This window comes from Alkalihalophilus lindianensis, assembly GCF_032843265.1.
Taxonomy (GTDB): Bacteria; Bacillota; Bacilli; order Bacillales; family Bacillaceae_D; genus Alkalihalophilus; species Alkalihalophilus lindianensis.
The window spans coordinates 1-254 of record NZ_JAWJBA010000675.1; the positions used below are offsets into that span (position 1 = coordinate 1).

At 46.5% G+C, this 254-nt stretch carries 1 protein-coding gene; it reads left to right on the forward strand.

What is annotated here, in order from left to right:
• Nucleotides 1–254 (forward strand): alcohol dehydrogenase catalytic domain-containing protein (locus RYX56_RS23865; protein WP_317124322.1); only part of this gene is annotated, 254 nt, incomplete at both ends.

Sequence of the window (254 nt, forward strand, 5' to 3'; positions counted from 1 at the left end):
GTCGGAGTTATGCCGGTTATTCCATGTGGAAAATGTTATTACTGCTTGAATGGCAGAGAAAATGTTTGCGCAAACCGTACGGCAATTGGTTATGAGTACGATGGCGGCTTTGCGGAATATGTCAGGATTCCAAGGACGGCATTGGCATCTGGAAATTTGGTGAAAATTCCGGACCATGTTTCCTTTGAACAAGCAGTTGTCACAGAGCCGCTGGCATGCTGTCTCAATGGCCAGCGCAAGGCGAATGTTAAAAT